This is a genomic window from Pseudomonas sediminis (assembly GCF_039555755.1).
GTDB classification, from domain to species: domain Bacteria; phylum Pseudomonadota; class Gammaproteobacteria; order Pseudomonadales; family Pseudomonadaceae; genus Aquipseudomonas; species Aquipseudomonas mendocina_D.
In genome coordinates this window covers 4,232,156-4,256,981 of record NZ_CP154631.1, presented here as the reverse complement: position 1 = coordinate 4,256,981, position 24,826 = coordinate 4,232,156, and the positions used below count along the sequence as shown (strand labels likewise).

General features: G+C 61.9%; 25 protein-coding genes. 13 read left to right on the top strand and 12 right to left on the bottom strand.

What is annotated here, in order from left to right; translation table 11 throughout:
- Positions 1 to 35: 35 nt before the first annotated feature.
- Positions 36 to 1,517 carry an HDOD domain-containing protein gene (locus AAEQ75_RS20085; RefSeq protein ID WP_430523429.1) on the top strand — a complete coding sequence of 494 codons (1,482 nt, stop codon included), beginning with the start codon at positions 36 to 38 and terminating at the stop codon, positions 1,515 to 1,517.
- Here AAEQ75_RS20085 and AAEQ75_RS20080 read toward each other — a convergent pair whose 3' ends face one another.
- Both AAEQ75_RS20080 and gloB read right to left on the bottom strand, forming a co-directional pair.
- A complete protein-coding gene (locus AAEQ75_RS20080; protein ID WP_343350240.1) occupies positions 1,518 to 3,092 on the bottom strand; it encodes a LysM peptidoglycan-binding domain-containing protein in 1,575 nt (524 codons plus the stop codon).
- A gap of 120 nt (positions 3,093 to 3,212) precedes the next feature.
- Entirely contained in the window at positions 3,213 to 3,986 is a 774-nt protein-coding gene (gloB, locus tag AAEQ75_RS20075) for a hydroxyacylglutathione hydrolase (protein WP_343350239.1), read from the bottom strand.
- Between the two features lie 72 nt (positions 3,987 to 4,058).
- Here gloB and AAEQ75_RS20070 point away from each other — a divergent pair, with 72 nt between their 5' ends.
- The 7 genes from AAEQ75_RS20070 to nudC all read left to right on the top strand — a co-directional run bounded on the left by AAEQ75_RS20070 (position 4,059) and on the right by nudC (position 12,061).
- Complete coding sequence (locus AAEQ75_RS20070) at positions 4,059 to 4,817, top strand: class I SAM-dependent methyltransferase (RefSeq protein ID WP_143503888.1); 759 nt, start codon at positions 4,059 to 4,061, stop codon at positions 4,815 to 4,817.
- A gap of 41 nt (positions 4,818 to 4,858) precedes the next feature.
- Positions 4,859 to 5,311: a ribonuclease HI gene (rnhA, locus tag AAEQ75_RS20065; RefSeq protein ID WP_021488942.1), complete on the top strand. Its 453-nt coding sequence runs from the start codon at positions 4,859 to 4,861 to the stop codon at positions 5,309 to 5,311.
- Between the two features lie 130 nt (positions 5,312 to 5,441).
- A complete protein-coding gene (dnaQ, locus tag AAEQ75_RS20060; protein WP_243699069.1) occupies positions 5,442 to 6,143 on the top strand; it encodes a DNA polymerase III subunit epsilon in 702 nt (233 codons plus the stop codon).
- A gap of 121 nt (positions 6,144 to 6,264) precedes the next feature.
- Complete coding sequence (locus tag AAEQ75_RS20055; RefSeq protein ID WP_343350238.1) at positions 6,265 to 8,508, top strand: Orn/Lys/Arg decarboxylase N-terminal domain-containing protein; 2,244 nt, start codon at positions 6,265 to 6,267, stop codon at positions 8,506 to 8,508.
- 202 nt (positions 8,509 to 8,710) lie between these two features.
- Complete coding sequence (locus AAEQ75_RS20050; protein WP_343350237.1) at positions 8,711 to 9,523, top strand: crotonase/enoyl-CoA hydratase family protein; 813 nt, start codon at positions 8,711 to 8,713, stop codon at positions 9,521 to 9,523.
- Between the two features lie 37 nt (positions 9,524 to 9,560).
- A complete protein-coding gene (locus AAEQ75_RS20045) occupies positions 9,561 to 11,240 on the top strand; it encodes a ferrous iron transporter B (protein ID WP_343350236.1) in 1,680 nt (559 codons plus the stop codon).
- A complete protein-coding gene (gene nudC / locus AAEQ75_RS20040) occupies positions 11,240 to 12,061 on the top strand; it encodes an NAD(+) diphosphatase (protein ID WP_343350234.1) in 822 nt (273 codons plus the stop codon). Before AAEQ75_RS20045 ends, nudC begins: the two co-directional genes overlap by 1 nt.
- A gap of 47 nt (positions 12,062 to 12,108) precedes the next feature.
- Here the strand turns inward: nudC and AAEQ75_RS20035 are convergent, their stop codons facing one another.
- Positions 12,109 to 12,888, bottom strand: coding sequence for a TSUP family transporter (locus AAEQ75_RS20035; RefSeq protein WP_343350233.1), 780 nt, complete (start codon positions 12,886 to 12,888; stop codon positions 12,109 to 12,111).
- Between the two features lie 103 nt (positions 12,889 to 12,991).
- Here AAEQ75_RS20035 and AAEQ75_RS20030 point away from each other — a divergent pair, with 103 nt between their 5' ends.
- Entirely contained in the window at positions 12,992 to 13,639 is a 648-nt protein-coding gene (locus AAEQ75_RS20030) for a hypothetical protein (protein WP_106732412.1), read from the top strand.
- A gap of 130 nt (positions 13,640 to 13,769) precedes the next feature.
- Here AAEQ75_RS20030 and AAEQ75_RS20025 read toward each other — a convergent pair whose 3' ends face one another.
- The 4 genes from AAEQ75_RS20025 to AAEQ75_RS20010 form a co-directional block, all read right to left on the bottom strand.
- Positions 13,770 to 14,537: an SDR family oxidoreductase gene (locus tag AAEQ75_RS20025; RefSeq protein ID WP_099524409.1), complete on the bottom strand. Its 768-nt coding sequence runs from the start codon at positions 14,535 to 14,537 to the stop codon at positions 13,770 to 13,772.
- Positions 14,538 to 14,553: 16 nt separating this feature from the next.
- On the bottom strand, positions 14,554 to 15,621 hold the full coding sequence (locus AAEQ75_RS20020) for a phosphotransferase family protein (protein WP_343350232.1): 1,068 nt from the start codon (positions 15,619 to 15,621) through the stop codon (positions 14,554 to 14,556).
- A 220-nt stretch (positions 15,622 to 15,841) separates the two neighbouring features.
- On the bottom strand, positions 15,842 to 16,153 hold the full coding sequence (locus AAEQ75_RS20015) for an SCP2 sterol-binding domain-containing protein (RefSeq protein ID WP_003459932.1): 312 nt from the start codon (positions 16,151 to 16,153) through the stop codon (positions 15,842 to 15,844).
- A 56-nt stretch (positions 16,154 to 16,209) separates the two neighbouring features.
- Complete coding sequence (locus tag AAEQ75_RS20010) at positions 16,210 to 16,908, bottom strand: histidine phosphatase family protein (RefSeq protein WP_343350231.1); 699 nt, start codon at positions 16,906 to 16,908, stop codon at positions 16,210 to 16,212.
- A 200-nt stretch (positions 16,909 to 17,108) separates the two neighbouring features.
- On the opposite strand from AAEQ75_RS20010, the gene sohB reads away from it, so the two are divergent.
- Positions 17,109 to 18,128 carry a protease SohB gene (sohB, locus tag AAEQ75_RS20005; protein WP_343350230.1) on the top strand — a complete coding sequence of 340 codons (1,020 nt, stop codon included), beginning with the start codon at positions 17,109 to 17,111 and terminating at the stop codon, positions 18,126 to 18,128.
- Positions 18,129 to 18,200: 72 nt separating this feature from the next.
- A complete protein-coding gene (locus AAEQ75_RS20000; RefSeq protein ID WP_343350229.1) occupies positions 18,201 to 19,190 on the top strand; it encodes a YhdH/YhfP family quinone oxidoreductase in 990 nt (329 codons plus the stop codon).
- A gap of 39 nt (positions 19,191 to 19,229) precedes the next feature.
- Here AAEQ75_RS20000 and AAEQ75_RS19995 read toward each other — a convergent pair whose 3' ends face one another.
- Positions 19,230 to 19,667 carry a hotdog fold domain-containing protein gene (locus AAEQ75_RS19995; protein ID WP_316914692.1) on the bottom strand — a complete coding sequence of 146 codons (438 nt, stop codon included), beginning with the start codon at positions 19,665 to 19,667 and terminating at the stop codon, positions 19,230 to 19,232.
- A 103-nt stretch (positions 19,668 to 19,770) separates the two neighbouring features.
- Here AAEQ75_RS19995 and AAEQ75_RS19990 point away from each other — a divergent pair, with 103 nt between their 5' ends.
- Positions 19,771 to 20,355, top strand: coding sequence for a TetR/AcrR family transcriptional regulator (locus AAEQ75_RS19990; RefSeq protein WP_343350228.1), 585 nt, complete (start codon positions 19,771 to 19,773; stop codon positions 20,353 to 20,355).
- Here AAEQ75_RS19990 and AAEQ75_RS19985 read toward each other — a convergent pair.
- Positions 20,352 to 21,119 (bottom strand): DODA-type extradiol aromatic ring-opening family dioxygenase, encoded by a 768-nt coding sequence (locus tag AAEQ75_RS19985; RefSeq protein ID WP_099524576.1) that lies wholly within the window; start codon positions 21,117 to 21,119, stop codon positions 20,352 to 20,354. The genes AAEQ75_RS19990 and AAEQ75_RS19985 overlap by 4 nt on opposite strands.
- Before the next feature lie 105 nt (positions 21,120 to 21,224).
- Here AAEQ75_RS19985 and AAEQ75_RS19980 point away from each other — a divergent pair, with 105 nt between their 5' ends.
- On the top strand, positions 21,225 to 21,881 hold the full coding sequence (locus tag AAEQ75_RS19980) for a thiopurine S-methyltransferase (protein ID WP_099524398.1): 657 nt from the start codon (positions 21,225 to 21,227) through the stop codon (positions 21,879 to 21,881).
- Positions 21,882 to 21,937: 56 nt separating this feature from the next.
- Here AAEQ75_RS19980 and htpX read toward each other — a convergent pair whose 3' ends face one another.
- The 3 genes from htpX to AAEQ75_RS19965 all read right to left on the bottom strand — a co-directional run bounded on the left by htpX (position 21,938) and on the right by AAEQ75_RS19965 (position 24,569).
- Positions 21,938 to 22,810, bottom strand: coding sequence for a protease HtpX (gene htpX / locus AAEQ75_RS19975; protein ID WP_017676754.1), 873 nt, complete (start codon positions 22,808 to 22,810; stop codon positions 21,938 to 21,940).
- 94 nt (positions 22,811 to 22,904) lie between these two features.
- Positions 22,905 to 23,351 carry a hypothetical protein gene (locus tag AAEQ75_RS19970; protein ID WP_099524394.1) on the bottom strand — a complete coding sequence of 149 codons (447 nt, stop codon included), beginning with the start codon at positions 23,349 to 23,351 and terminating at the stop codon, positions 22,905 to 22,907.
- A 6-nt stretch (positions 23,352 to 23,357) separates the two neighbouring features.
- Positions 23,358 to 24,569, bottom strand: coding sequence for a pyridoxal phosphate-dependent aminotransferase (locus AAEQ75_RS19965; RefSeq protein ID WP_125836451.1), 1,212 nt, complete (start codon positions 24,567 to 24,569; stop codon positions 23,358 to 23,360).
- Positions 24,570 to 24,826: the final 257 nt, after the last annotated feature.

Genomic DNA, 24,826 nt, shown 5'->3' with positions numbered 1-24,826 from the left:
AAAGAGTGCAGCGGTGGGCGGGCGGTTACCACGCGATGACATACACTTCAGGGACACGCCATGAGGGTACGAATTTGTCGGAACGAAGCCATGGTTTGCAGTCATGGATCGATCGCCTGAACCAAGCCGAACTGCCCGCGCTGGCTGCCGTCGTGCAGGATCTGCAACGCCTCGCGCAGCAGGATTCTGCCTCGGTGCAGCAGTTGGCCGATGTGTTGCTGCGTGATGCGGCGCTGACCAGCAAGGTGCTGCGAGTCGGCAACAGCGTCTACTACAACCCGTCCCAGGAAACCATCAAGACCATCTCGCGAGCCATTGTCCTGATCGGCTTCGACAACGTGCGCCTGATCAGCCTTTCTGTGAGCCTGATCGACGGGCTGCTCACTCGTGCGCCGCGAGAGCAGCTGCAGACATTGCTCGCGCGTTCTTTCCATGCCGCGGTGCAGGCGCGCAACCTGGCTGGCTATGTCATTTCCGGGCACAGCGAAGAGGTATTCATCGCTGCACTGCTCCATCACCTGGGCGAGCTGGCGTTCTGGGGCTGTGGTGGGGCGCAGGCTGATGAACTGGCCGATGCCCTTGAGCGCCCTGGTGTCGATGTCGATGAAGCGGTGCGTGAGGTGCTCGGTGCCAGCTTTCGTCAACTTACCCAGGCGTTGCTGAAAAGCTGGAACCTGGGCGAGACGGCCATCCTCGCCCAGGCAGGCGCCAGCCAGCATGATCCAGCTGCCTACGCCGTACAGTTGGGCGTGCGTATCAGTGAGGCGGCGCTCGGTGGCTGGGATTGTGCGGAAATGGAGGGCGTGCTGGGCAAGGTAGCGGCGTTTATCGACCTGACTCCGGAGGAAACCCTGCAGCAGGTGCTGGCCAGTGCTGATGAAGCGGTGAAGGTCGCCTCGACCTTCGGTGCCAGCAAGTTGTGCCGGCTGATTCCCAATACCGATCCCGAGCAGATTCTTCAGCAGCAGGAAGAGCGTCGTGCGCGTTTGCTGCAGCCGGATCTGTTGGTGATGCAGCAGGCACTGCAGGATCTCGGCCTGATGGTCAATTCCAGGGCCGATGTCGGGCTGGTGCTCGACACCTTGCTCAAAGGCCTGCATCGGGGCGCTGGCCTGGAGCGGGTGATGCTCACGGTTCTGGCCGATGGGCAGAGCCGCTTTCGCGCCAAGCGGGTGATCGGTGAAAAGTCGCAGCAATGGCTGGAGGACTTCGTACTGCCGACCGAGCAGGTAGAGCAGCCGCATATCTTCAGTTATGCGCTGCGCCATCGTGAGGCGATCTGGATGGGCGTGCCCGCCAGCTACAACCTGGCCGAGCTGGTGACCCAGCCGATTCGGCGCAGTCTTGGCGCTGGCATGTTCTTCATCGCGCCGATCATCGCGGGTACTCGGGAAATCGGCGTGCTATATGCCGACAGTCGGCTGTCCGGGCGGGCGCTGCGGCATGAGCAGTTCGCGGCGTTTCAGCGCTTCACGCAATTGGCGGGGCGTTGTCTGGAGGCGATCAGCAGGCGCTGATCACGGTAGATAGAGGGTCAGCATTTCCCCTGGTTGCAGCCTGCTGCTGCGTGGGTTCCAGGCTTGCAGGCGCTTGAGGTCGATCTTGAAGCGCTTGGCGATCACGTACAGCGAATCACCATGCTGCACGCGGTAGTAGGTGGCCTTGTCGCGCGAGCTGGAGGTGCTGCGAGCGGTGCTGGCGACACGCGCGCTGCTATCGGCGGCGGCCAGGGTGAGCACCTGGCCGACTTTCAAATCATTGCCCTGCAGCTTGTTCCAGCGCTTCAGATCATGCACGGCGACTTGGTTGGCGCGAGCGATCTGCCACAGGTTGTCGCCGTTCTTCACTTGATAGGTCCGGCTGGCCACGCTCTGCGCGGTGTCGCGCTGTTGATACAGCGGCTCGCTCGGCTGCGTGCCAGGTTTGCCTGGAATGGTCAGTACCTGGCCGATGCTCAGGTTGTTGCTGCTCAGGCGATTGACGTCCTTGAGCATGTTCACTGAAAGGTGATGACGATTGGCAATGGCGTGCAGGCTATCGCCGGAGCGCACGGTGTAACTCTGCCAGTCGACCATTTCCTGCGGTTTCATCAAGGCCAGGTTGGCGCTGAGCATCTCGGCTTTGTCGGTTGGTACCAGCAGATGTTGCGGGCCGTCGAGGGTAATGCCGCGCTTATAGGCCGGGTTGAGCTGCAGCAGTTCCTGTTCATCCAGGTCGGCCAGTTTGGCGACGCGGGCCAGATCCATGTGCTGCTTGATCGCGATCTGTTCGAAGTAGGGTTCGTTGGCGATCGGCGAGAGGGTCACGCTATAGGCTTCCGGCGTCAGAATCACCTGTGACAGCGCCAGTAGCTTGGGCACGTAGTCTTCGGTTTCCTTGGGCAGCGACAGGTTCCAGTAGTCGCTGGGCAGGCCGAGCTTCTCGTTGCGTTCGATGGCGCGACTGATACGGCCTTCGCCAGCGTTGTAGGCAGCCAGGGCGAGTAACCAGTCGCCGTTGAACATTTCGTGCAGGCGGCTGAGATAGTTGAGTGCGGCCTGGGTTGAGGCGGTGACGTCGCGGCGACCGTCGTACCAGTTGGTCTGGCGCAGGTTGTAGTAACGGCCGGTAGACGGAATGAACTGCCAGAGGCCGACCGCGTGCGCCGAAGAATAGGCCTGTGGGTCGTAAGCGCTTTCGATCACCGGCAGCAGCGCCAGCTCCATCGGCATGTCGCGTTCAGCCAGGCGTTCGACGATGTAGTGGATATAGGGGGCGCTACGTTCGCTGACGGTGTCGACATGCTTCGGATTGCTGGCGTACCACAGGCGTACGCGCTCGATGCGCGGGTTGATGCCTATCTGATCCTGCAGCTGGAAGCCGTCGCGCATGCGCTCCCAGATATCGGTGTATTCGCGGGGTTTGACTTCGCTGCTGAGCCACTCGGGCTCACGTTCCATGCCGATGGCGCGGGAGGTATCGGCAGAGCGATCCGGGGTGTCGCTGGGCAGGCTCTGACAACCGGCCAGGATCATGCAACACATCACTGCGAGTGCTCGAGAGCTTCGCGCCAATGCCTTTATATTCAATGACTTGCGTGATGATAAAGGCATTGGCTGAGGTGTTCATCCCGACGAAAAATTCGGGCGATTCTAGGAATCGAGGCGGTGCTGGTCAAGTTTTCACCAGTCCTGGACTGGTCTTTTGCGGGCTTGTCGACCTTTTCTCAGCAGCTAGAACTTGTCTTTCCAGGCGCGCAGGCTAGCGAATACGGCGCTTGGCTCGCTCGACTGCCGGTCATCGCGTCCGTTGGTCGCAGCGACGACCGAAGGCTGGCCAACGCGTAGGAAAGGATTGGTGGCTAGTTCCAGTTCGATGTTCGACGGCAGGCTGATGTGGCCTTCGTCGCGCCAGCGGGTCACTTCGGCCAGGCGTTCGTTCAAGCGTGCATTGTCCGGCTCGACGGCGTGGGCGAAGCGCAGGTTGCTCAAGGTGTATTCGTGGGTGCAGTACACCAGGGTACGGGCGGGCAGGGCCGCCAGGCGGCTGAGAGACTGATGCATCTGTTGCGGGGTGCCTTCGAACAGGCGGCCACATCCGCCTGCGAACAGGGTATCACCGCAGAACAGCAGGTCCTGTCCGGCGTGGTAGTAAGCGATATGACCGAGCGTGTGGCCAGGCACGGCCATGACCCGGAAGCGCAGGCCGAGCACGTCGATCTCGTCGTTGTCGCTCAGATCGAGGTCACGGGCCGGGATCTTTTCCGCCGCAGGGCCGGCTACACGTGCGCCGGTGGCGTTCTTCAGTGTTTCGACACCGCCGACATGATCGAAGTGGTGGTGAGTGATCAGGATGTCGCTGAGCGTCCAGTCAGGACGGGCTTCCAGCCAGGCCATGACCGGCGCTGCGTCGCCGGGGTCGACCACGGCGCAGCGCTTGCTGCGGGCGTCCTGCAGCAGCCAGATATAGTTGTCATTGAAGGCGGGCAACGCGTCGATCTGAATCATTGCGGGTCGCTAAGCTGGTGATAAAGGTGCATCTTAGACACGACATGCAGAACCTGTCATGCGGAGGCAGCGATGACTGATGAGGCATTCGCCCAGGCCGACCCTGAGTGGCTCAAGCTTATCGGCGAGGCGCGCGACTGGCTTGCCGGGCCGCTCGGCCAACTGTTGCTGGAGGAAGAACGGCGCTTGCTGGAAGAGGAGCTGGCGCGTTTTTTCGGTGGTTATCTGGTGAGCTACGGCCCTGGTGCGGAGGGGCCGCCCAAAGCGGGACAGATCCAGCACAACGTGCGCCTTGGCGCGCCGATGCCGGGTGTGCAGATCGTCTGCGAAGAGCAGTCCTGGCCGCTGGGTGAGCACGCTGCCGACGTGGTGGTGCTGCAGCACGGTCTGGATTTCAGCCTGTCGCCCCACGGCCTGTTGCGTGAGGCAGCGCGTAGCGTCAGACCTGGCGGGCATCTGCTGATTCTGGGGATTCACCCCTGGAGCGCCTGGGGCGTGCGGCGCCTGTTTGCCCGGGACGGTTTGGCCGAGGCACGTTGCATCGCCCCGAGCCGTGTCGGCGACTGGCTGAGTTTGCTGGGCTTTGCGTTGGAGAAACGGAGGTTCGGGTGCTATCGTCCGCCGCTCGCTTCGCTTGCCTGGCAAACGCGCCTGCGGCGAATGGAGAGCTGGGGCGATGCCTGGCAGTTGCCGGGCGCCGGTTGTTACCTATTGGTAGCACGCAAGTTGGTGGTTGGTTTGCGTCCGTTGCGGCAGTCGCGCCGCGAGCCGATGGGCAAGTTGCTGCCGATGCCAGTGGCGAAGGTCAGTCGGCGTGATCTCGACAACTGATTGCCAGGCTGCGGCCAAACAATTCTGTACAGAGTCTATGAATGTCTGAAACCCATGATGTGGTGATTTACACCGATGGCGCCTGCAAGGGCAATCCTGGTCCCGGAGGTTGGGGCGCGCTGCTGGTGTACAAAGGTGTGGAGAAGGAACTTTGGGGCGGCGACCCCAATACCACCAACAACCGCATGGAGCTGATGGCGGCGATTGCCGGCCTGATCGCGCTGACCCGGCCGTGCTCGGTCAAACTGGTGACCGACTCGCAGTATGTTATGAAAGGTATCCAGGAATGGCTGCCTAACTGGAAGAAGCGCGGCTGGAAGACCGCTTCGAAAGAACCGGTGAAAAACGCCGATCTCTGGCAGAAGCTGGATGAGGAAGTGAATCGCCATCAAGTGAGCTGGCAGTGGGTGCGTGGGCATACTGGCCACCCTGGCAACGAGCGTGCCGACCAGTTGGCCAATCGCGGCGTTGACGATGTGCGTGCGGCGCGCTGAGCGGTGATACAGCACCTGAGTTAAGATGCCGCGCTGAACGTGCGGCAACCCGAATAGATGAGAGAGGCAAGGCGTGACAACCGAGAACACCGTCAGACGCTACGTAGTGCTGGATACCGAAACCACGGGTATGCCGGTCACCGACGGGCACCGCATCATCGAGATCGGTTGTGTCGAATTGCTTGGCCGCCGCCTCACCGGGCGTCACTTCCACGTTTACCTCAACCCCGATCGTGAAATCGACGAAGGCGCCATCGCGGTTCACGGTATTACCAACGAATACGTGGCCGACAAGCCGCGCTTCAAGGAAGTCGCCGATGAATTCTATGAGTTCATCAAAGGCGCCCAGCTGATCATCCACAACGCGGCGTTCGACGTTGGATTCATCAACAACGAGTTCGCCCTGTTGGGGCAGAGCGAGCGTGCCGACGTCAGTGATTACTGTTCGGTGCTCGATACCCTGATGATGGCGCGCGAGCGTCATCCGGGGCAGCGCAACAGCCTCGATGCGCTGTGCAAGCGTTACGGCGTCGACAACTCCAACCGCGAACTGCACGGCGCCTTGCTCGACTCGGAGATTCTCGCCGACGTCTACTTGGCAATGACTGGTGGCCAGACCAATCTGTCACTGGCCGGTGAAGGTTCCGATGGTGATGGCAGTGGGCGTCAGCAGGCCACGCCTATTCGCCGTCTTGACGCATCGCGTCCGCGTACTCGCGTCATTCGCGCCAGCGAAGACGAACTAGCGGCGCACATGGCGCGTCTGGCCGTGATCGAAAAATCCGCAGGCGGCCCGTCGCTGTGGGCACAGTTGGAAAAAGCGCCGGAATAACCGAACAGCGCAATTGCGACCTTTTCTTATAGCGTGATGCACAGGGGGTTCCGCCGATCAGGGGGAGCCTCTAACCTGAGGCGATGGGCAGGCCAAGCCTGCCAGCCTTCAGGACGTCACAATGTATAAAGATCTCAAATTCCCCGTCCTAATCGTGCACCGCGACATCAAGGCCGACACCGTGGCCGGTGATCGCGTGCGCGCCATCGCTCAGGAGCTTACTCAGGACGGTTTCAGCATTCTGCCCACGGCGAGCGCCGCTGAGGGGCGCATTGTCGCGTCCACCCACCACGGCCTGGCCTGCATCCTGGTGGCCGCCGAGGGAGCGGGGGAGAACAGCCGCCTGTTGCACGACATGGTCGAGCTGATTCGTGTGGCGCGGGTGCGGGCGCCGCAATTGCCGATCTTCGCCCTGGGCGAGCAGGTCACTATCGAAAACGCGCCGGCCGAAGCCATGGCCGATCTCAACCACCTGCGCGGCATCCTCTATCTCTACGAAGACACTGTGTCGTTCCTCGCCAGGCAGGTGGCGCGTGCGGCGCACAACTACCTCGATGGCCTGCTACCGCCGTTCTTCAAGGCGCTGGTGCAGCACACCGCGCAATCCAACTATTCCTGGCACACGCCTGGTCATGGTGGTGGCGTAGCCTATCGCAAGAGTCCGGTGGGCCAGGCCTTCCACCAGTTCTTCGGTGAAAACACACTGCGTTCGGATTTGTCGGTGTCGGTGCCGGAGCTGGGCTCGCTGCTCGACCACACTGGCCCGCTGGCCGAGGCCGAGGCGCGCGCGGCGCGCAACTTCGGCGCCGACCACACCTTCTTTGTGATCAACGGCACCTCGACGGCGAACAAGATCGTCTGGCATTCGATGGTCGGCCGCGATGACCTGGTGCTGGTGGATCGCAACTGCCACAAGTCGATCCTGCACTCGATCATCATGACCGGCGCGATCCCGCTGTACCTGTGCCCCGAGCGCAATGAACTGGGGATCATCGGGCCGATTCCGCTCTCCGAGTTCAGCAAGGAATCGATTCAGGCCAAGATCGACGCCAGCCCGCTGGCGCGCGGTCGTGCGCCCAAGGTCAAGCTGGCGGTGGTGACCAACTCCACCTATGACGGGCTCTGCTACAACGCTGAAATGGTCAAGCAGGCGCTGGGGGACTCGGTCGAGGTGCTGCACTTCGACGAAGCCTGGTACGCCTACGCCGCTTTCCATGAGTTCTATGCTGGCCGTTATGGCATGGGCACCCAGTGCGACGAGCATTCACCGCTGGTGTTCACCACGCATTCGACGCACAAGCTGCTGGCGGCTTTCAGTCAGGCCTCGATGATTCACGTGCAGGACGGCGGGCAGCGCCAGCTGGACCGTGATCGTTTCAACGAAGCCTTCATGATGCACATCTCCACCTCGCCGCAGTACGGCATCATTGCCTCGTTGGATGTGGCCTCGGCGATGATGGAAGGGCCGGCAGGGCGCTCGCTGATTCAGGAAACCTTCGACGAGGCGCTGAGCTTCCGCCGCGCACTGGCCAATGTACGGCGCAACCTGAGCGCCGAGGATTGGTGGTTCAGTATCTGGCAGCCGGGGGCGGCCGATGGCGCCGACAGCCTGACGACCGCCGACTGGGTATTGCAACCGGACGCCGACTGGCATGGCTTTGGCGAAGTGGCCGATGACTATGTGCTGCTCGATCCGATTAAGGTCACGCTGGTGATGCCCGGCCTCAATGCCGCCGGCAAGCTGGAGCCGCAGGGCATTCCCGCCGCGGTGGTCAGCAAGTTTCTCTGGGAGCGTGGGCTGGTGGTGGAGAAAACCGGCCTGTACTCCTTCCTGGTGCTGTTCTCCATGGGTATCACCAAGGGCAAGTGGAGCACGCTGCTGACCGAGCTACTGGAGTTCAAGCGCAGCTACGACGCCAATCTGCCGTTGATCGACGTACTGCCCTCCATCGCCCACACGGACGGCGGGCGCTATCAGGGTATGGGCCTGCGTGACCTGTGCGATGCGCTGCATGGCTGCTACCGCGAGAACGCCACGGCCAAAGCGCTGAAAAGCATGTACACGGCGCTGCCTGAGCTGGCGATCAAACCGGCTGATGCCTATGACCGCCTGGTGCGCGGCGAGGTAGAGGCGGTACCCATCGATCAATTGCAGGGGCGTATCGCTGCGGTGATGCTGGTACCTTACCCGCCGGGTATTCCGTTGATCATGCCAGGCGAGCGCTTCACGGCGGCCACTCGCTCGATTCTCGACTACCTGGCGTTCGCGCGGGCGTTCGACCAGGCCTTCCCGGGGTTCGATATCGACGTGCACGGTTTGCAAACCGAGGCGGGTGAGTACAGCGTGGATTGCCTGGTGGAGTAATCCTGCCGTGGATCTGTCGGGGAGCAAGATCCTCGACAGATCAATCTCTTATCTCTGACATTCAAAGCGGTTGTTAACGTCCGGGGCGTGCCCTGCGTCACAGTGGCAAGCATCGACTTTTATGGCGCGCTTGTTATAGTTGCTCGGTTATTAATCACAAAATTGTTACTGTGCTGCCGAGCCGCGGCTGAGGATGCCTGCCATGTCCGACTACAAAGCCTTCCGCGTCGAGCTGGCGGATAAGATCGCCCATGTGCAGATCAACCGTCCGGACAAGATCAACGCAATGAATGCCGACTTCTGGCGCGAGATCATCGAGATCTTCCAGTGGGTCGATGACAACGACGCGGTCCGTGTCGTGGTGCTCTCCGGTGCTGGCAAACACTTTTCTTCGGGCATCGACCTGATGCTGCTGGCCTCGGTCGGTGCCCAGCTGGGCAAGGACGTTGGTCGCAACGCCACGGCACTACGCCGCAAGATTCTCGAGCTGCAAGCCTCCTTCAACGCCGTCGACAATTGCCGCAAGCCAGTGCTGGCTGCCATTCAGGGCTATTGCATCGGCGGTGCCATCGACCTGATCAGCGCTTGCGACATGCGTTATTCCACGCTCGATGCGCAGTTCTCGATCAAGGAGATCGACATGGGCATGGCTGCCGATGTCGGCACCCTGCAGCGCCTGCCGCGCATCATCGGCGACGGCATGATGCGTGAGCTGGCCTTCACCGGGCGCAACATCAATGGCACGGAAGCTGCCCGTATCGGCCTGGTCAATCGCACCTACGAGAATCAGGAGGCGCTGCTGGCCGGGGTGATGGAGATCGCCGCACAAATCGCCGCCAAGTCGCCGATTGCCGTGCGTGGCACCAAGGAAATGATTCGCTATATGCGCGATCACCGGGTCGACGATGGCCTTGAATACATCGCCACCTGGAACGCCGCCATGCTGCAATCGGAAGACCTGCGCCTGGCCATGGCGGCGCACATGACCAAGCAGAAGCCGGAGTTCGCCGACTGATGCCGTATTCGCTGATGTTCGCTGCGAGGCCTAGAGCATGGTAAGTGGAGCCACATCCCTGAATCTGGTGCGCGACGAGCTGTTCGTCACCATGGAAGAGGCCGAGCAGAGCCTGGAGCATTTCATCGCCGAGCGGCACAACGGCAGTCTGTTGCAGCAAGCGGTGGAAAGCCTGCACCAGGTTCGCGGCACGCTCAACCTGATCGAACTGGCCGGCGCCGAGCTGCTGGCTCAGGAAGTGCTGGATCAGGCCACTGACATTCCCGCTGGTGCTGGTGAGGAGCGCGACGCGCAGCTCTCGGCTCTGAGCAATGCCCTGCATGTGCTGCGGCGTTATCTGGAAAACGTCGACGCCCATCGCCAGGAAATGCCTGAACTGTTGCTGCCGGCGATCAACGATTTACGTCAGGCCGGTGCGCAGCAGCCGCTGCCGGAAAGTTTCTTCTTCAGCGTTCGCCTCGATCATGCGCGGCCGCACACGGCTACCCAGCCACTCGATGGCGCGGCCAAGCTGAGCGAAGGCAAGCGCCTGCGGCACATGTATCAGGTCGGACTGCTCGGTTTTATCCGTGAGCAGAATCCGCAGGCCAGCCTCAAGCTGATGGTGCGAGCCATGGCGCGTTTGGACAGCCTGTTCGCCAACGAGCCGCGTGGGCGCATGTGCTGGATTGGTGCCGCGGCCATCGAGGCCCAGTGCGACGGTCAACTGCTGCCGCGCAAATCGCGCAAGCAGCTGTTCTCGCGAGTGGATCGCGAGCTCAAGCTGATGCTCGGCAATCCACAGTACGAAGCACCGCGCAGCTTGCTGAAAGAGTTGCTGTATCTGGTCGCGCTCGCCGACAGCCATGGCCCGCACGCCACTGCTATGCGCGAAGTGTTCGGCCTCGCGCCGTTGCCGTTCACTGACCATTTGCTGGAAGAGGAATACCAGCGCCTGGCCGGGCCGGGGCAGGCGGTGATGCGTTCGTTGTCCACCGCGATTCGCGAAGAATTGGCCAGCGTCAAGGATATGCTCGACCTGCTCGAGCGTGGCACCTTGCAAGGTGAAACCCTGGGCACCTTGCATGCGTTGTTGGGCAAATTGGCCAAGACCCTGAGCATGGTCGGTTTGAATTCTGCCGGCAACTCGCTCGGCGCTCAGCTGCCGCTGGTTGCCGCCTGGAGTGAAGACACGCCGCCGCAGGCGGAGCAACTGCACAAGCTGGCTGATGCCGTGCTCTATGTCGAAGGCATGGTGGCCAGCCTGGAGCGTGGCGAAGGTCGCGATCTCAGGCCGGCTGCCGTCGAACCGGGTAATGAGGCCGACTCTTTCGCCATTCATCAACTCAACGAAGCCCGTATCGTGGTGGTCGACGAGGCTCGGGCCGGTCTGGCTCTGGCCAAACGCGCGATCACGGCGTACCTGGAGTCGGCTGGCGACAAGATGCACCTGTCCAACGTGCCGTTCAGCTTGCAGGCCGTGCGTGGCGGCTTGTGGTTCCTCGAGCAGCGCCGCGCCGCGATGCTGGTCGGGGCGTGCGCCGACTACATCCAGACGCGCATGCTCGACAGCGGTCAGATGCCTTCGGAGCAGATGCTGGAAACCCTGGCTGATGCGCTGAGCAGCCTGGAGTACTACCTGGAAGCTGGCGCCGTCATGCGTCCTGAAACCCGCCCGAGCGTGCTCGACCTTGCCGAAGAGAGCGTCAAGGCACTGGGCATGCCGGTGGCTGCCTGATGGTCTGGCGTAATACGTTCCTCGATCCGGCCCAGCCGGGTGGCTGGGCGCTGCTCTACAGCCAGCAGCACTTTCTTGCCGACAGCAATGGCGTGCTGTTTCCGCGTGACTGGATCAAGCGCCAGGATCTGCCGATCATCGGCGAGCAGGGCATTGGCCATTTCGGTGAGGACGCCGTCTATCTCGTACAGGTCAAACCGTCGGCCACGCTGGATGGCTGCAACTGGCAGAGCCTGCGCCAGTTTATGTTGCAGGGCGAGGCGGAAACCTTCCGCATGCTCGCCTACGCCGCGCAGATCGGCACCTGGTATGCCGAGCATCGTTTCTGCGGCAGTTGCGGTACGCCGACCCGACAGCTTCCTGGCGAGCGGGCCATGCGTTGTGACAGCTGCGAATCGCAGCATTATCCGCGCCTGGCGCCGAGCATGATCGTGCTGGTGACGCGTGGCGATGAAGTCCTGCTCGCGCGCTCGCCGCGTTTCGTGACAGGGGTATACAGCGCCCTGGCAGGCTTTGTCGAACCAGGCGAGTCGGTGGAGCATTGCGTGGCACGCGAGGTGCGCGAGGAAGTCGGTCTGGAGGTGAAGAATCTGCAGTACATCGGCAGCCAGGGCTGGCCGTTTCCGCATTCGCTGATGCTTGGCTTCCATGCCGAATATGCCGGTGGCGATATCGTCATGCAGGAAGACGAAATCGAGGATGCGCGCTGGTTTCGCGTTGATGACTTGCCGCCGTTGCCGGCGTCGCGCTCCATCGCTCGCCATCTGATCGACCTCTATGTCGCGCGCCGCCTCGGTCTGCCCGAGCCGAGTCTGTCGTAGGGCGGGTGCAACCCGCCAAATCGTTGCTGCGGTGGGTTGCGCCAGCCCTACGCGACCCAGTGCTGCCAGACCAGGCGGGCGGTAAGCGCCAGAACCACGGCGATGAATACCGGGCGGATGAATTTCGAGCCGCCGCCAATCGCCGTGCGCGCACCGAGAAAGGCGCCGGCCATCAGCGAAAAGCCCATGCACAGGCCCAGCACCCATGCCACTTGTCCGGCGATGATGAACACCGCCAGGGCGCAGGCGTTGCTGATGAAGTTCATCGAGCGTGCCACGCCGCTAGCGCGCACCAGATCGAGCGGGTACATGAGCAGCGTGCTGACCGTCCAGAACGCACCGGTTCCCGGGCCGGCTACGCCATCGTAGAAGCCCAGGCTGATGCTCTGGGGCCATTGCCGGCGGCTGGCGATGGGCAGGTCGGCGTCAAGCGGCGCGTCGGGCGTCTTGCCGAAGAGCAGGTACAGGCCGCAGACGAATACCACCAACGGCAGCATCTTGTTGATCCACTCGGCTGGCATCCAGTGCACTAACACTGCTCCGCCAATCGCACCCATGGCGGTGCCGGCCATTGCGTTCTTCCATTTGCCCGGGCTGAACAGCTTGCGCCGGTAGAAGGTGTAGCTGGCAGTTGCCGAGCCGAAGGTCGCGCACAGTTTGCTGGTGCCGAGCACCAGGTGCGGCGGCAGGCCGGTGGTGAGCAGGGCGGGGATGGTCAGCAGACCGCCGCCACCGGCAATGGCGTCGATAAAACCAGCGATGAAGGCGACCAGGGCGAGAATGGCCAGTGTGCTGGGGTCGATGGCGAGCTCGAGAGCGAAGGGCATATTTAAAGTGTCGACTTGTGGGCGAATGCGCAGCCTGCTGACTGTTCGTCGTGGAGAGAGCTGCGCATAATGCCGGGATTTCGCCATAGAAGGAACGCAATCGATGCAATACGACGGGTTGGCCTGGGCCGTGGCGCTGTTGGCCATATTGGCGCTGCTGGTGGCACTGCGCATCCTGCTCAATACGGGCTGGTTCCTCGGTTGGTTGCGTGGCACCTGTGGTCTGGCATTTCTCGCGTTGGCCGGGCTGGTGGGCCTGGTGGCTTATGATCTGTATGCCTATGAGCCGCTGCAGCCGGGCAAGCCCTTGGTGACGCTGAGCTTCAAGGCCGACGGCCCGCAGCGCTATCAGGTGACGTTGCTCGAAGGTGGGCGCGAGCGCACGGTTACCTTGGAGGGCGACATGTGGCAGCTCGATGGCCGACTGATTCGCTGGAAAGGTCTGGCCGAGCTGATTGGCCTTGAGCCGGGCTATCGTCTGGAGCGTCTGTCGGGACGTTTTCTGGCCATCGAGCAGCAGGCGCTGGCGCAACACGGTCGCGTGCAGTTGGCCGAAAGCCCCTATGGCGTGGACCTGTGGCGCTGGCTGCGGCTGAGCCAGCGTGATCTGCTGCTGTTCGACCCGCAGGCGCTGCGGGTGACTTATCTGCCGATTGCCGCCGATGCCGTCTACAGCGTCAGCCTGACGCCGACCGGTCTGCTGGCCGAACCGATGAACCCGGCAGCCGAAGCCGCGTTGAAGGATTGGTAGGCGGCAGCAGAGTGTGGCGGAAGTAGGGTGCGCCGTGCGCACCGATAGACCGAATCGATCTGCGATGCGCACGGCGCGCCCTGCAAAAAAGGCACCTACAAGGTGCCTTTGTCGTTCAGGGCATTCGGCCTCAGGAAAGGAAGCCGCCGTCTACGTTCAGCGCCACGCCGGTGGTGTAGCTGGAGGCATCACTGGCCAGGTACAGCACAGTGCCGGCCATCTCGCTCGGGTCGGCCACGCGCTTGAGCGGGATACGTTGCAGGGCGTGCTTGAGGATGGCGTCGTTCTTGGTCAGCGCCGAGGCGAACTTGGTGTCGGTCAGGCCGGGCAGCAGGGCGTTGCAGCGAATGCCGAACTGCGCGCACTCCTTGGCGAACACCTTGGTCATGCTGATCACCGCAGCCTTGGTCACCGAGTAGATGCCCTGGAATTCGCCGGGGGAGACGCCATTGATCGAGGCGACGTTGATGATCGAGCCGCCGCCGTTTTCCTTCATCAGCTTGCCGCCTTCGATGGACATGAAGTAGTAGCCGCGAATGTTCACGTCCACGGTCTTCTGGAAGGCGGAGAGGTCGGTGTCCAGCACGTTGCAGAACTGCGGGTTGGTCGCGGCGTTGTTGACCAGGATGTCGAGGCGACCGAACTGTTCCTTGATCTGCGCGAAGACGTTGGTGATCTGCTCCATCTCGCCGATGTGACAGGCGATGGCAGTGGCCTTGCCACCCTCGGCGGTGATGGCATCAGCCACGGCCTGGCAGCCGTCGATCTTGCGGCTGGAGACGATCACGTGGGCGCCTTGCTGGGCCAGCAGCTTGGCGATGGCCTCGCCGATGCCGCGGCTGGCGCCGGAGACGAAGGCGATCTTGCCGTCGAGGTCGAACAGTTGGGTCTTGGACATTGTGATTACCCCGGGGTTAGAGAGTGGATTTGCCGATGACCTGCAGGCACATCTGCTCCAGCAGCTTGTTCATCTGAATGAACTGGGCGAAGCGTTTGTCCTGGGTCTGGCCGTGATAGAAGCGGTAGTAGATCTGCTGCACTATGCCGGCCAGGCGGAACAGGCCGTAGGTGTAGTAGAAGTCGAAGCTCTTGATCTCGATGCCGGATTTCTCGGCGTAGTAGTCGACGAACTGCTGGCGCGTGAGCATACCCGGTGCGTTGCTCGGCTGGCGGCGCATCAGTTGCACTGGCGCCGGGTCTCCGGCTTCGATCCAGTAGGCCAGGGTGTTGCCCAGGTCCATCAGCGGGTCGCCGATGGTGGTCATCTCCCAGTCGAGCACGCCGATGATCTGCATCGGGTTGTTCGGGTCGAGGATCACGTTGTCGAAGCGGTAGTCGTTGTGCACGATGCCTGGCTTGTTGTGGTCGGCTGGCATCTTGTCGTTGAGCCAGGCCTTGACCGGCTCCCAGGTCGGCGCGTCCGGAGTCAGGGCCTTCTCGTAACGGTCGCTCCAACCCTTGATCTGGCGCTCGACATAACCTTCAGGCTTGCCCAGGTCGCCCAGGCCGCAGGCGTTGTAGTCGACGTTGTGCAGCTCCACTAGCTTGTCGATGAAGCTCTGGCACAACGCGGCGGTCTGCTCGGCGCTGAAGTTCAGCTCAGCCGGCATTTCAGAGCGCAGGATGATGCCCCTGACCCGCTCCATCACGTAGAACTCGGCGCCGATCACCGACTCGTCGGTGCAGTGCACGTAGGCTTTCGGGCAGTAGGGGAAGCCGGCATTGAGCTGATTGAGGATGCGGTACTCGCGGCCCATGTCGTGAGCCGACTTGGCCTTGTGGCCGAAGGGCGGGCGGCGCAGGACGAACTCCTGCTGCGGGTACTCGATCAGGTAGGTCAGGTTCGAAGCGCCGCCGGGGAACTGGCTGATCTTCGCTTCACCGCTCAGGCCTGGAATATTGGCTTTTAGGTAGGCGTCGATGATGGCAGCATCGAGCTCTTCGCCGGTGCGAATGCGGGTGGATTGGTCAGTGAGCGCCATGCTTATCCCTTCTACTTATGATGGGTGCCCCAGATAATTGGCTAATCTAATGCTGCACCCTGGCTGTCACAAGCAATACGCGCCGTTATAGGCGGGCGTGTTGCACCTCGATCAAACTGCCTGATCAGTCATCTTCAACCTGACCTTTCGCTTGTGCGCAGGCAATAAAAAACCGGAGTGCCAGGACTCCGGTTTTCGTGTTTTGCGCTCAGCTCGCCGATCAGACCGGGAACAGTTCGCCCAGCTTCATCGCCAGCATCATGTCGCCTTCGGCGCGCAGCTTGCCAGCCATGAAGGCCTGCATACCGTCGGTTTCGCCGCTGACGATGCCCTTGAGGGTTTCGCTGTCCATGATCAGGGTCACGTTGGCGTTCGGGTTGTCGCCTTGCTCGAGGGCGCAGGTGCCGTCTTTGACGATCAGCGCGTAGTTCTCGCCATCTTCGATGTTGAATTGGAATACCAGATCCAGGCCTGCAGCGGCGCTGGCGTTGAACTTGGACTGCATGGTTTGGGCGATGTCAGCAACACTCATGGTCTTATCCTTTTTCGGTTTTTTCGCGCAGCCTCTCGGCCACAGTGGGCTGGAGCTCATCGATAGGTGATGAGCTCCGGCGCCTTCAGCAGCTGTAAATGCACATGGCTGTTGAAGGAAGCCAGACTCACCTCGCTGCCACGGAATTTCAGCTGGCTGAGCGAGGTATTGACGATCTGCCAATTCAGTTCGAAGGCCTTTGCCGCCGGTACGCCGGTAATCAGACGGAGCAGGGCAGTGATGGTGCCGCCGGAAGTGAACACGGCAATGTTCTGTTTGCTGGTGGCCTGTTCGAGGATGTGCCGCAGGCCGCCTTCGACCTGTTCGACATAAGCATGCCAGCTCTGCAGGCCTGGTTTGTCATGTTCGCCGGAAATCCAGCGCTGGATCAGTCTGGCGAACAGGCGCTGGAACTCGGCACGGTTCTGCGCACCGTTGCGCAGAATGTGCAGGGCTTCGGGCTCTTCCGGCAGCAGATCCGGCAGCAGCGTACGAATCACTGCATCGGCGTCGAATTCGTTGAAGGCTTCGTCTATATCCAGTGTCGGCGCATGGCTCATGCGCTGCAGGGCGGCGTTGGCGGTGTGCTGCTGGCGACGCAGGCTGCCACTGACGCAACGATCGAGGGCGATACCGAGTTGTTCGAGGTGTTCGCCCAGCACTTCGGCCTGGCGTATGCCGACGGGAGACAGGACATCGTAGTCGTCTGCACCGAATGAGGCCTGGCCATGTCGAATCAGATAGATGCTGCCCACGTCCGTATTGGTCCCGGCACGTTGAATGTTTCGCGAGGGTATGAGGAAGCTCAGGGGCTGTCAACGAAAAAACATACGCTTGTTTGAATTGCTCGTATGGCTATTGCAGCAACGCTGCCGAGGTTGGCCGCTAGGCCGCTGCGCCGGTATGCTTGAGCCTTTGTGCGCTCAGGCGCCGCTGCATTGTCCGAGGGGGATCCGTGGAGTTTCTTAGCGAGTACGCCAGCTTTCTGGCGAAAACCCTGACCCTGGTGGTCGCCATCGTCGTGGTCCTGGTGGCAATCGCCGCCACGCGCGGCAGGGGGCGGCGCGGCAGTGGCCAGCTACAGGTGCAGAAGCTCAATGACTTCTACAAGGATCTGCGCGAGCGTCTGGAGCAGAGCGTGCTGTCCAAGGACCAGCTCAAGGCCACGCGCAAGGCCGAGGCCAAGGCGGCCAAGCAGGAGAAGAAAGCGCCGCCCAGCAAACCGCGGGTGTTCGTGCTGGATTTCGATGGTGATATCAAGGCATCGGCCACCGATAACCTGCGCCATGAAGTGACGGCGTTATTGTCCATGGCCAAGTCCGAGGACGAAGTGGTGCTGCGTCTGGAAAGCGGTGGTGGCATGGTGCACAGCTACGGCCTGGCGTCGTCACAACTGGTACGTATCCGCGACGCCGGCATCCCACTGACCGTGTGCGTGGACAAGGTAGCAGCCAGCGGCGGCTACATGATGGCCTGCATCGGCCAGAAGATTCTCAGTGCGCCTTTTGCCATTCTCGGCTCCATCGGTGTGGTAGCGCAGTTGCCCAACGTGCATCGTCTGCTGAAAAAGCACGAAATCGATTTCGAAGTGCTGACCGCCGGCGAGTACAAGCGCACCCTGACCGTATTCGGTGAGAACACCGAAAAGGGCCGGGAGAAATTCCAGGAAGACCTGGAAACCACTCACGAGCTGTTCAAAGGCTTTGTCGGTCGTTATCGCCCGCAGTTGGACATCGACGCCATCGCCACCGGTGAAGTCTGGCTGGGTATGGCCGCGCAGGAGCGCCTACTGGTAGATGAACTGAAGACCAGCGACCAGTACCTGGCCGAACGCGCCGCCGAGGCTGAACTGTTCCATCTGCATTTCGCTCAGAAGAAGAGTCTGCAGGAGCGTGTCGGGCTGGCGGCCAGCATGGCGGCAGATCGCTTCGTCCTGACCTGGTTGAGCCGGCTCAATCAGCAACGCTTCTGGTAACGCTTCGTTCATGATGGGCTGCACGGCCGACTCGCGTCGCGCAGCAGCGAACCACGAAAAGAGGAGAGAGTGATGACCGAGTTCAAGGCCTTGCTGGTCAGCGAAGGCGCCGATGGCGGTTTCCAGCGTGAAATAGTCCAGCGCAACGTCGAGCAGTTGCCGCAGGGCGAGTTGTTGATCCGCGTGCGCTATTCCTCGCTCAACTACAAGGACGCGCTGTCTGCCAGCGGCAATCGTGGTGTGACCAAGGCTTACCCGCATACGCCCGGTATCGACGCGGCGGGTGTGGTCGAGGCTTCCAGCGTTGCCGAATTCGCCGTGGGTGACGAGGTGATCGTCACCGGCTACGACCTGGGCATGAACACGGCCGGCGGCTTCGGTCAGTACATTCGTGTACCGGCCGTGTGGGCGATCAAACGCCCGCAGGGGCTGCCGCTGCGCGAGGCGATGGTGCTCGGCACCGCCGGCCTGACCGCCGCGCTGTGCGTGGACAAGCTGGAGCAAGCTGGCGTCACTCCGGAGTCCGGTACGGTGCTGGTCACTGGTGCTACCGGTGGTGTTGGCAGTATTGCGGTCGTGTTGCTCAAGCAGCTCGGTTATCGCGTAGCCGCGGCTACCGGTAAGGCCGAGCAGGCGGATTTTCTGCGTGGTCTGGGCGCCGACGAGATCGTCAGTCGCGAGGAGCTGCAGCAAGGCAGCGACCGACCGATGCTCAAGGAGCGCTGGGCGGGCGCGGTCGATACCGTGGGCGGCGACATTCTGTTCAATGTGGTCAAGTCGCTGCGCCACAGCGGCAGCGTGGCCTGCTGCGGGCTGACCGCTGGCGTCGGCTTCCAAGCCAGCGTCCTGCCGTTCATCTTGCGCGGGGTCAACCTGCTGGGGGTGGATTCGGTAGAGCTGCCACTGGTGGTCAAGGCATCGATGTGGGACAAGCTCTCGCTGCAGTGGAAGCTCGATCTCTCGCTGCTGTGCCAGGAAATTGGCCTGGCGGAATTGCCGGCGTCCATCGAACGGATCCTGGCTGGCGGCATGGTCGGCCGTATCCTGGTGCGACTCGACTGAGTGCGTGAGCGAGGCCCGTCGATGACGGGCCTCTGCATTTCAGGCCTGGCTGACGTACATGGTGATCTCGGCGCGAAACACCGGTTTTTCACCGACGTAGGCCATCACTGGCACCTTGATGTCTCCGGTCTGGCCCCAGTCCACCTCGCTGCCATCGGCTACCGTGCGGATATCGCCATCGGCCTTTGCCAGGTATTCCACTGTCATGCCCTTGGGAATCCAGCGGCAACCAGCGGGAATGGAGGCGTCGGTCATGCTGCCGGCGGCAAGCTCGGCAGCATTGCACAGCGCGATCGCGTGCACCGTACCTATATGATTCAGCACTTCGCGGCGTTTGGCGAAGCGGACCTCGGCATAGCCTGGACGCAGCTCGACCATTTGCGGGGCGATGCTGGCGAAGTAGGGGGCGACCTGACCGATCATCGTGCTGAACTGGGCAGCACCGGCTTGCTGGAACATCTGCAACATCTGACTCATGGCTTTCTCCTGCGTGTTTGCGATTGAAGATGAGCGCGCGCCGGAGCAGTATACGAAGATTAGAAAGTTATTCTAGAAAAATATTCTAGTCATAAGGAGCGGCATGGCTCGTCCATCACGCAAAGATGAGATTCTGCAGGCTGCGCTGGCGTGCTTTACCGAGCACGGTGTCGATGTCACCACCATCGAGATGATTCGTGACCGCTCTGGCGCGAGCATCGGCAGTCTGTACCACCATTTCGGTAACAAGGAGCGGATCATCGCCGCGCTCTATATGGCCGGTACCGAGCAGTACGCCCACCTGCTGCAGCGCGGATTTGCCAACACGGCCAGCGCCGAGGCCTGCGTCAAGTTGCTGGTGACCAGCTACATCGACTGGGTGGTGGCCAATCCGGATTGGGCGCGCTTCATCCTGCACAGCCGCAGCCGGGTCGAGGCGGGGGAAATGGGTGATGCCCTGCGCGAAGCCAATCGTCAGCATTTCGCGCAGATTCTCACGGCGCTCGCCGAGTACCGCCTGCAGGGGCTGTTCAAGGCGCTGCCGGATGACTGTTTTGCCTCGGTGGTGATAGGCCCGACGCATGACCTGGCGCGGAACTGGCTGGCCGGCCGCACCCAGAGCGAGCTGGGTGAATGCCGTGAGCTGCTGGCGCAGATCGCCTGGGACAGCGTGAAAAGCAGCGACTAGTCGAAGCGATAGATGTCCATACCCAGTGCGCCGTAGGTGAAGCCTGCGTGAATCACGGAAAAGGCTTCGCCTGCGCCACGAGCGAAGAACAGCGGCAGCAGATGTTCTTCGCTGGGATGGTTACGTACGGCGTTGGGTGCCTGCCGGCGGTAGTGGTGCAAGGCCTCTTCGTCGTTCGCTTCGAGCTTTTCCACCACCCAGTCGCGAAACTCCTTGGCCCAGGGCGTGATGACGTCGGGGCCGGCGCGCCAATCGAGCTCGCCGAGGTTGTGGGTGATGCTGCCGGAGCCGATAAGTAATATGCCTTGTTCACGCAGGCTGCTCAGTGCACGACCCACACGCGTCTGCTGCTCGGGGCCAAGGCGGCTGGGTAGCGAAAGCTGCACCACGGGGATATCGGCTTGCGGATACATCAGCGACAACGGAACCCAGGCGCCATGATCGAATGGGCGCCGGGCATCGAGCGCTGCCGGCAGGCCCGCGTGATTCAATTGCTCTGCGATCTCCTTGGCCAGTTCTGGTGCGCCGGGAGCAGGATACTGCACAGCGTACAAGGGCGCCGGAAAGCCGCCGAAATCGTGCCAGGTCTGCGGATGCTCGCCCGCCGTCAGCAGCAGTTGCTCGCTTTCCCAGTGCGCCGACACCACCACGATCGCCTTGGGCCTGGGCAGCTCGGCGGCCAGCCTGGCCAGTGCGGGGCCGCTGGCACCTGGGTCCAGGGCCAGCATGGGCGAACCGTGGGATATGAACAGTGAGGGCAGCATGACGATCAGCTCCTGAAGTAGGATGTCGCCATCTTCGTTGCTGGACCTATCGACTTCCAGCATAAATAGTTGAGCATTCCTATCGAATTTGTGGAGGTTTCACTCATGCACGAGGCGTTCTGGCAGGAGCGTTGGGCGCGCAGCCAAATCGGCTTTCATCAGGAGAAGGTCAACGGTTACCTGCGCCGGCACTGGGCTCGGCTTGGGCTCGCCGAACAGGCGGCGGTGCTGGTGCCGCTGTGTGGCAAGAGCCTGGACCTGGCCTGGCTGGCGGAACAGGGCCACACCGTGATTGGTGTCGAACTGGCCGAGCGCGCCGTGGAGGATTTTTTCGCCGAACGTGATGTACAGCCACAGATCTCGCAGCAGGGAGCGTTCAAGATCTATCAGGCCGGCAAGCTACGTATTCTCTGCGGCGACTTTTTCGCCCTGAGCCGTGACGACGTTGCCGGGTGCCAAGCGTTCTATGACCGCGCGGCGCTGATCGCGCTGCCGCCGGAGATGCGCGAGCGCTACGCCGCTCACCTGCAGGCGATTCTGCCGCCGGCCTGTCAGGGCCTGCTGGTGACCCTGGTGTACGACCAGCAACGCATGGATGGCCCGCCGTTCTCGGTCGAGGACGCCGAGGTCGAGCAGCGCTTCACGCCAGGTTGGGTGCCGCATGAGCTGGAGCGCAAGGATGTGCTGAGCGGCAACCCGCGGTTTGTCGAGAATCAGCTCGAGGCGGTGGAGGAAGTGGTGTTTCACCTGGCGCGCCGTTAAAGCAGCGAGCAATGAAAAAGGCGACCCTGAGGTCGCCTTTTGTTTTGCAGTTTCGATCAGCCGCGGCGGCGCAGCGCCTCGATGCGATCCTCCAGCGGCGGGTGGCTCATCAGCAGACCGGCCAGGCCGTTCTTCAGGCCGCCGTTGATGCCGAAGGCAGTCAGGCTGTCGGGCATCTGCACCGGAACGCCTTGCTCGGCGCGCAGACGCTGCAGCGCGGCGATCATGGCGCCGGTACCGGCCAGGCGGGCGCCGGCTTCATCAGCCTTGTACTCACGTTTGCGCGAGAACCACATGACGATGATGCTGGCCAGGATACCCAGCACCAGCTCGGCGAAGATGGTCGCGACGAAGTAGCCGATACCGTGGCCGTCTTCATTCTTCAGGATCGCCTTGTCGACGAAGTTACCGAAGATGCGCGCGAAGAACATCACGAAGGTGTTCACCACGCCCTGGATCAGTGCCAAGGTGACCATGTCGCCGTTGGCCACGTGGCCGATCTCGTGGGCCAGCACCGCGCGCACTTCATCAGGCGAGAAGCGCTCGAGCAGACCCTGGCTGACGGCGACCAGCGCGTCGTTCTTGTTCCAGCCGGTGGCGAAGGCGTTGGACTCGTAGGCCGGGAAGATACCGACTTCCGGCATCTTGATGCCGGCTTCACGGGACAGCTCCTCGACGGTCTGCAGCAGCCACTGTTCGTGACGGGTGCGCGGCTGGGTGATGATCTGCGTGCCGGTGCTCATCTTCGCCATCCACTTGGAGATGAACAGCGACACCAGCGAGCCGGCGAAACCGAACACGGCGCAGAAAATCAGCAGGCTGCCATGGTTCTGGCCGGTGAAGCGGTCGACCCCCAGCAGTTTGAGGGTGATGCTGGCGATAACCAGAACCGCCAGGTTGGTGGCCAGGAACAACATAATGCGCATCATGGTGTGAACGGACTCCTCACGGGGAAAGACGTACGAGTAATGCCGGCTATATAAGGGCGCCCCCCTGGGGCTTTCAACCAGCGACTATTTCAAACTATGTCTCTTGGCCGTGTAACGTGCTCTCGAACAGCAGGCGAGTGAGGCGGGCAGTGCGCTCACCGTGCTGCTGGGCCAGGGCCTCGCGCAGCTGAAAGGCTAGTGTGGCATGGACGCGGCGCACGCTCGGCGGCAACACTTCACCTTCGCGCAGGGCATGGGGAATCGCGCGCGACAGGCGCAGAAAACCCTTCTCGGTCAACACGGCCTGATCCAGTGCGTCATAGGCGATGGTCGACTCGAAACGCAGATAGCCTTCTTCGGCCAGCCACAACAGTGCACCCAGGCAGGCTTGGTGACGCTTGCTCGGCAGGCCGAACTCATCCGGCTCCTCGCGCCCGATCAGGTCTTCCACGTACAGCGCCATCTTGCGCGGGAAGGCCTGATAGAGCATGAGCAGGCCGCTGGCGGCGTCCTTGTAGAAGTCGTCTATCTGCAGATCCATGTCGGCTTACTGGCTGTATCCCTTGAGGAAGTTGCCGATACGGCCGATGGCCTGCTCCAGGTCGTCGACGCGGGGCAGGGTGACCACGCGGAAGTGATCCGGCCACGGCCAGTTGAAAGCGGTGCCCTGAACGATCAACAGCTTCTCGGAAAGCAGCAGGTCGAGGACGAACTTCTCGTCATTGTGGATTGGGCAGACCTTCGGGTCGATCTTCGGGAAGGCGTACAGCGCGCCCATGGGCTTGACGCAGCTGACCCCGGGAATATCGTTGAGCAGTTCCCAGGCCCGATTACGCTGTTCCAGCAAGCGACCGTTTGGCAGTACCAGGTCGTTGATGCTCTGGTAGCCACCGAGTGCGGTCTGGATCGCATGCTGGCTTGGCACGTTGGCGCACAGGCGCATGTTGGCCAGGATATCCAGGCCTTCGATGTAGCTCTGCGCCCTGTGTTTGGGCCCGGAGATGGCCACCCAGCCAGAGCGGAAACCGGCCACGCGGTAGCTCTTGGACAGGCCGTTGAAGGTCAGGCAGAGGACGTCTGGTGCCAGCGAAGCGGTGCTGATGTGCACGGCGTCGTCGTAGAGGATCTTGTCGTAGATCTCGTCGGAGAAGATCACCAGGTTGTGCTGGCGCGCCAGTTCGACGATGTCCTGCAGCACTTCCTTCGAATACACCGCGCCGGTGGGGTTGTTCGGGTTGATCAGCACCAGTGCCTTGGTATTGGGCGTGATCTTGGCGCGCATGTCGGCAATGTCGGGGAACCAGTCGGCCTGTTCGTCGCACAGGTAGTGCACCGGCTTGCCGCCGGACAGGGCCACGGCAGCAGTCCACAGCGGATAGTCAGGTGCCGGAATCAGCACCTCGTCACCGTTGTTTAGCAGCGCCTGCATGGCCATGACGATCAGCTCGGATACGCCGTTGCCGAGGTAGATGTCCTCGATGGTGACGCCTTCGACCTGCTTTTGCTGGTAGTACTGCATCACCGCCTTGCGTGCGCTGAACAGTCCCTTGGAGTCGCTGTAGCCCTGCGCCGTAGGCAGGTTGCGGATGACGTCCTGAAGAATTTCTTCCGGAGCCTCGAAACCGAACGGCGCCGGATTGCCGATGTTCAGCTTGAGGATGCGATGACCTTCCTCTTCCAGACGCTTGGCGTGCTTGAGCACCGGCCCGCGAATGTCATAGCAGACGTTGGCGAGCTTGTTCGATTTGCTGACCTGCATGTAAGGAATCCCGAGCTAAGGAGAGCCCACGCAAATACGCTGCAAAATTCTCTCGACGGGGAATCTTGGCAGCCTGTAACGCGGGTGACAGACTGGGGTCGAATCATACGTGGCGCCCTGAGCGCGGCAAAGGTATCCGCCCGGCTTTTTTCTGGCCTGCCAAAGGGTGCACAGTGACCGAGCAGTCGCACACCGCTCGCTTTGGCAGCGGTTGCCACCAGGCGCTGGCGCAGCCTGCAACGCCGCGTATCGCCCAT